This is a genomic window from Salipiger sp. 1_MG-2023 (genome assembly GCF_030547555.1).
GTDB lineage: Bacteria > Pseudomonadota > Alphaproteobacteria > Rhodobacterales > Rhodobacteraceae > Salipiger.
Window position 1 is genome coordinate 61,369 of record NZ_JAUOQN010000023.1, and the last position, 6,690, is coordinate 68,058.

General features: G+C 60.4%; 4 protein-coding genes. 2 read left to right on the forward strand and 2 right to left on the reverse strand.

Translation table 11 applies throughout. From position 1 onward, the window contains the following. The first annotated feature begins 21 nt into the window (after positions 1–21). The gene (locus Q4543_RS12740; RefSeq protein ID WP_303438801.1) at positions 22–360 is read left to right on the forward strand and encodes a hypothetical protein; all 339 of its coding nucleotides are present in this window, start codon (positions 22–24) and stop codon (positions 358–360) included. Continuing rightward, positions 357–1,934 (forward strand): relaxase/mobilization nuclease domain-containing protein, encoded by a 1,578-nt coding sequence (locus Q4543_RS12745; protein WP_303438803.1) that lies wholly within the window; start codon positions 357–359, stop codon positions 1,932–1,934. The genes Q4543_RS12740 and Q4543_RS12745 overlap by 4 nt, the downstream gene beginning before the upstream one ends. A 192-nt stretch (positions 1,935–2,126) precedes the next feature. On the opposite strand, the gene Q4543_RS12750 is transcribed toward Q4543_RS12745, so the two are convergent. Both Q4543_RS12750 and Q4543_RS12755 read right to left on the reverse strand, forming a co-directional pair. Then, complete coding sequence (locus tag Q4543_RS12750; RefSeq protein WP_303438805.1) at positions 2,127–4,856, reverse strand: DUF3427 domain-containing protein; 2,730 nt, start codon at positions 4,854–4,856, stop codon at positions 2,127–2,129. Positions 4,857–5,422: 566 nt separating this feature from the next. Next, entirely contained in the window at positions 5,423–6,574 is a 1,152-nt protein-coding gene (locus tag Q4543_RS12755) for a hypothetical protein (protein ID WP_303438807.1), read from the reverse strand. Positions 6,575–6,690 lie beyond the last annotated feature (116 nt).

Genomic DNA, 6,690 nt, shown 5'->3' on the forward strand with positions numbered 1-6,690 from the left:
GCAGTCTCGGTTTCCATGTACATGGATGAGCTATCCAAATCGATCACCTTCCGGGTGTCGCAGCTTGAGAAAGAGACTTTGGACGACATTGCGCGACGGGCGCGCCGCCCGCTGGCGGAGTTGCTGAGAGAGGCCCTCGGCATGGTGACCTCCGGCCACCGAAGTAGCGTTCCGATCGCGCCACCTGAGCTACTGCGCGCGGTGGCTCGGATTGAGGCTGACATGGACGAGGTCACACGCGTCATGCGGAGGGCTGAGGTCGACAATGGTTTCCTAGACCACTTGGCGATCTTGAGCCTGCTTGTCAGCATCGACCGAAGGCTTGGGAAGTTGGCGCACAGCCATTGGAGCTGGAGATGATGGTCAAGTTCTTCGCTCACGGCCAAGGCGAGGCCGCTCCGGCCGTGAAGTACCTCATCGAAGAATTTGTCGTGGACTATGATCAGCGTCGCCAGCCCAAACTTGATGCCGCGGGCAAGGTCAAACGCACCCGCCGCACGATCATGCCCGAAGTTCTGAAGGGCCATCCGGAGCGCATGATCGACCTCGTGGACGCGGTGCCACATCGCTGGAAGTACAAATCGGGCGTGCTGAGCTTTGCTGCCGAGGATGCCCCGACCGAAGCACAGCAGCGCCAGCTCATGGAGGATTTCGAGGCCTTCGCCTGCTCAGGGCTGAGGCATGATCGCTACCGGATGCTCTGGGTGCGCCACCTCCATGTCGGCCGCGTCGAGCTGCACTTCATTATGCCGAGAATGGACTTGCTGACCGGCAAGGCGCTGAACATCGCGCCGCCGGGGCATGAGCAGTCCTTCCTAGCTTTCATGGACCTGCACAATCGCCGCCATGGATGGGCAGACCCGATGGACCCAGCACGGGCGCGCGACGTGAAGAGCATCGTCGAGGCGCCCGAGCGCGCTCAGACTCGGGCGGAAGTCAATGAATGGGTGCAGGCTCAGGTCGGTCTAGGAGCGATCCATGACCGCGATACGCTGCTCGAGGCGCTCAAGGGTATCGGCTTTGAGATCCCGAGAGCCGGGAGCAATTACATCACCGTCGCCGACCCGGACATGCCGGAAAACAAGTGGCGCCTGAAAGGAAAGTACTTCCATGTCGACTGGACCGCAGACACAACTCAACCCCCGCATTCGGCAGAACATGGAACAGATGCTGGAGGCTCAGCTCGACTCGCTGCAGTCCCAGTTGCAGAGCTCGAACGCCGCGTTGCGGAAGACTGCGCAAAGCGTCGCGCGTACAATCTCGGACGATTTGGAGACCCTGCAGAACCTGTCTCGCAAGACCACACGCGATCTGAAGGACGAGGTCGCGCAACGCAAGGCGGAGATCGAGTGCCTGACACAGGAGCTGGAGCTGCAGCGCTTGAGACACAGCAAGATCGTAACGCAGAGGGCGGTGGCCCTGATCCTGTCGGGGATCGCCCTCGCAGGGGTGATGGCGGCCGCCAGCGCGTATCTGGGCGCAAAGGTTGCGACGATGCCGCCACCCAAACCAACGATGCAGGCTATCCCGGAGCAGCTGACGGGCAGCCGGACTATCCGTGGCGTCGGCGGCTTGGGCCAGATGGTCGTCCTGCCCCCCGGGCTGTCGCCCGCAAGGTGCCCGATCGGCACCGGCACGAACCGAACTTGCCTGAAGATGGAGTGATCCTTGATGACCCTGACACCGCTCGAGAAAGAGTTGCTCGCCTGCGTCGAAGAATTGGAGAAGAGCGTCTCCGCGTGCATGCAGCGGCAACTCGAGCAAGAGAAGGCGCTCGCCGACTTGCGGAGCGAACTGAACGCCTCGTTGTCGACCTTGCACGGCGCCTTGAAGGTCGGGCCCAAGCCGCCGGAAAAGATCGAGTCCGAGGGGCGAAAGCGGAGCGGCTTCATCCTCAGACGCCCCTGACGGGCGGAAACGAGCCTGAGCAGTAAGACTGGAAAGAGGCGAAATAACACCGAACATTGAGCGGGAGAGAACGCGTCGCACTCCATGCACCATCGAGGCACGCGAACGCGTGATCCAAGAGGTACTGGAGATCTATGCAGATCACCCGTCGCTCAGGGCAGCGGGAACCGAAGTGGCATCGCGCATCGACTGCACGCCGAAGACACTGCTGGAACGGTTCAGGAGCTAGGCACCCCAAGCTCTGCTTGCAACGCCATTGGAACGGGCTCAGGGAGTTGCCAGGTCACGGTGATTGGCTTCTCCCCCTCCCAGGACAGGAAGCGTGGTTTTCCACAGTAGATGAAGGGGTTCACCTTGCCGTTTACCTTGTTGCCGCGACGCACGAAGAGATGCACGGCCTCATCTTCCTTGCCCGAGATGATGCGACCATGTCGGCCCTCCTGTGTCGTCCGGTTCTGGCTGAACCAACGAAGGCGGTCCGGCGCCAGGAACCCGTTCTCGTAGACCAGATCCTGGGTCGAGACGTTGGCGAGAAGGATCAGAACGTTCTTTTCCCGGATTGGCAGGATGCCGGTGCGCCAGACGTTTTGCTTATACTCGACACCGAAGGCTTCGGCGATGTCGGGGGCAAGGTAGCGCTGCCAAAGCTGCAGGCCCTTTGTTTGCTGAACGAACGGTGCTTCGGGATCAGCAATCTCGGTGCCAGGGGTCTCGGCTTTTCTCCAGTCGATCAGTTCTTGCGCAAGCTCACGCAGAAACACTCCGCGACTTGCGCGGGTCAACTGCCAGCCGTTTCGGCCATTTCTGAAATGCGGATCGAACGCCAACGCCTCAGTGCCACTCCGAGGTTGCTGCCCGGCGAGGATCGTCTCGACGGCCTTGAGGGTGTCCGCTGTGTAGCGCTTTGGCCGCTCGATATCCGCCAGCAATCTCGCATGGCTGGCGAAGACGCCTTCGGTCAAGGGATCGCCCATGTCGCGCACGAAGCTGAACCAGCCGCCGTGCCCAGTCGCCCTGGGATCAAAGCCGTTGCGGAAGACCTCGATCGCCGTGGGGCGCACGCCCTGCCGATCGCGGAAGTCCAGGTAGAAGGCCTCAAGCTCGGCCGCACCTTCCTTAGGCTTCAGAAGCGTGCGCAGAATGTCAATGGTCTCAAGCTCGTAGGTCACATCGCAACCCGGGGGCATGACCAACTCCCCACGCTCCCATTCGTCCAGCTTTCGGGTGATCGACCGATCGCCAGTGCCTGCACCGGTCAGGGCAGCCACCTTGGTCAGGAAGGACCTGTGGTTACCGATATAGTCGATCACCTGCAGCACTTTGCCTTCGATCTTTCGCAGGCCGCGCCCCAGTTGCTGAAGCCAGATGATCGCGCTTTCTGTCGGGCGCAGCATCAGCACAGTGCCGATCTCGGGCACGTCGACACCTTCGTTGAACATGTCGACCGCAAAGAGGATGTCCAATTCGCCCGCGCCTAGCTGGGTTAGCGAAGAGGCGCGCGGCGCCGAGTCCTCGCCCGAGTGGACGGCAACAGCCCGCAGTCCGGCATCGCGGAAGAACCGGGCCATGTAGTCGGCATGCCGCTTCGAGCAGCAGAAACCGATGGCAGGGCCCCGCGCGCGTTTGCGGAACTGCTCCAACGCGTTCTCGGCGCGGGCAGTGGTCGCCAGCTGTGCCTCCAGCTCGCTCGGGTCGAACTGACCCGAGCGCCAGGGGATCTGTGCATAGTCAATGTCGTCCGGTACGCCGAAATAGTGGAACGGCGACAGCCGCCCGGCCTCGATTCCGCGGAAGAGATCGCACTGATACACTAGGTTTTCGCCGCAGAGCCCCAGCAGATCGCCACCGTCCGTCCGGTCCGGGGTGGCGGTCAGCCCCAACAGGAAACGGGGTGTGAAATGGTCGATCAGGTTCTGATAGGTGCGCGCGGCGGCATGGTGGAATTCGTCGACGATGATGTAATCGAAGTGGTCCGGCGCAAAGCGCCGCAGGTGCTCAGCCCGGCCCAGGGTCTGGATCGACGCAAAGAGTAAATCGGCGTCCGCCTCTTTATCCGTACCGCTGTAACGGCCTATCCGTGCTTCCGGCCGGACCTTTCGGAAGGCAGAAATGGCCTGCGTCAGGATCTCGTCCCGATGCGCGACGAAAAGGACCCGCTCGGCATTGGCGCGCAGGGTATCGAAGGCCGCCAGCCAGGTTTTTCCAAGCCCAGTCGCAAGCACGACCAGTCCGGCGCGGTTGCCCTCTTCGCGCGTCGTCTGCAAGGCCGCGAGGGCTTCGACCTGAATCGGATGCGGCTCAGGCGGCGGCCCCTCTTCCTCTACCATCTTGCGGGAGAAGTCGGGAAGCGGTTGCGCGCGGCGGCGGCACGCATAGTTTTCAACCCATGCCTCGGTCAGCGGGGACACCTGAGGCCTGCCCAGCAGGTCTTCGAAGGCATCGGCAACCTGATCCGTTGCGGCCTCGGAATGGAGGTTCCACTCCACGCCATCCTCCAGCGCGGACTTCGACAGGTTCGAGCTGCCGACAACCGCCATGCCCGAGGCATCCGCAGCACGGAAAAGCCACGCCTTTGGGTGGAAACTCAGCCCTCGGGTCTCGAAGATGAAAAGTTCAATGCCGTCCAAATCCATCAAACGTCGCAGAGCAGCCGGGTCCGTGGTGTCCAGGTAGTCGCCCACGATGATCCGGAGGCGACCCCCACGAGCGAGGAGCTCTCGCAACCAAGGCTCGAGCAGCGCGACACCACTGTCCATGGCAAAGGCGACGGCCAGATCGACGGATGTCGCTTTGTCGATGTGCTCGCCCAGAAGCGGCAGCAGAGGATCCGTGCCTCCGATCGTGAGACGGTCGCGCTCGTTCAATACAAAGTGGAAATGCTCATGCGCTGTGGAGGTATGAAGCCGTGACATGCCGCTCGACAAAGCGTCAGAGACAGCGCCAAGCATTTGCATCTGCTCCGCTGCCCTAAGGCTGCCCCAATCCAGCACATGCCTCGGCGCTGGAATAATGCCAGCGACGTTTTGGGTGCAAATGGGGCAGAGATCGTTGGCGGAGGGCAATCAGGAACCGAAACTTTAAAAATTACGGTAGTTTGGCCGAAATTCCCGAAGCTGTCCAGGACGGGAGTGAATGCGCGTTACCAGAAATAGTGAGCTTTAGATTGAATGGAATGTCATACGCTGTGAGCAGACTGCTACGCGAAGTAGCTGAGACGGCTGCTCGGCGCAGGAACCCGGCTTTGCTAAGTCGCGGTGGAAACGCCTGCCGGAGCGACGTGACTGGCCCATTGCGGACCTGCTCCGGCTTCGGCCACGCTGCGATGCGGCTTCCCAAGAGCAGACATTCGTCCGAGGGCACGTGATCCGATCACTCCGACACAATGTTCGTCAAAGGAGATACCGTCAGCCCGTGCCGTGCGGGCGTCGACCTTCCCGACTACGTCGACGCATTTGCCATTTTGCCCAATCAGTATTGATGCGCCACATGAGTCAGTTTCAACTTGGCTCTCGCATCATTGTGTCTCGGCAAAAAGCTTCCGTGCCGTCCCGACAACATTCGTGACCGGCGAAGGATTTGCTTTCTTATCTATCTCGATGACCATTGCCGCCGCCGCATTGGCGATCTTTCGAAGTTGGTGCGCACGAACGTCCTGTGGGTTGGGGCGCTCGAAGTCGATATCGTCGAGGCTGCCTGCAAAGACCTTCATCCAAGGATGCTCTCTTGAGGCGATGAGCTTGGAGAATTCAGTGAAGCCGATGATGCGAAAACGCCGAGGTGAATCCGGGTCGCGCTCTATCATTGCATCGGCGATCGCGTCCTGCCACTCTCTATAGATCAGCGCCTCGCGATAGAAGAGGCTCGCGGCGGCATCTTCAATGGTTTCCTCAAGCGTGGCATCTTCAAGGCGCGGGAGGTTGAGCTCGGTCGCGAGGAAGTCGGCCAAGCAGCGCAAGGCGCGCAACTTCTTATCGTGGTCCATTGTGACTGCGTCGCTCAGAGCTTTTCCTTCGTCGCCGAACGCGCTGTGGGATTTCACCTCGAAGCGGCCAGCGAGGTGAGCGATGTTCATTTCTTCCATGGGCGTAGTATCTAGCCCCCAAACCCCACAGATTCGCAAAAGCCGGTCGCGCTCCACATCAGGGCCGTCTGCTAGGGCTTTGCGAAAGGCATTGATTTGGGCGGCGATCGGCGCCGTGTAAGCTGGGTTATGCGCCGCCAATGAGCTGAGCTCTATTTCCATCCCCCGGATCCACCCAAGCAGGCTGGCTATGCGATACAGCGTGCTTATGCGTCTATATTCATTGAAATCGCGTGGAAGAGTCGCAGTATTGAGGAAAGAATGGCGATGCTCGAGGAAAATTTCCTTGCTTCGCCAAACAATCTTCGCGCAGGCCTCAGCTAAGGGACCAAGATACCGCCGATAGACTTCGTCATCAGTCCGTTTGCGGAGCCATGAAGCCTTTATCCAAGCAAAAAGACCATCCCGCAGCAGAATGACCGCGATTGCGCTGCCACTACCGATGAGAGCAGAAACGATCGCGGGGTTGTCGAGCGACATCTGGGGCGTAGCCATCGTTGGAACATCTCCAAGCTTCAATCCGTCTGCCAAAGCTGCTGGTACGGTCACTAGCCACGCTAAGAACGCAAATATCTCTTCAATCACCCTGTCTCTCCCAAGTCTTGCCGTTAGTGACCGAAGATATGGTAGTGCCCCGAGAGGTGGTGTAAGAGCGCCGACCTTCGGAGAGGTCCAAGGCTGATCAGGTCGCCACGGCGGAC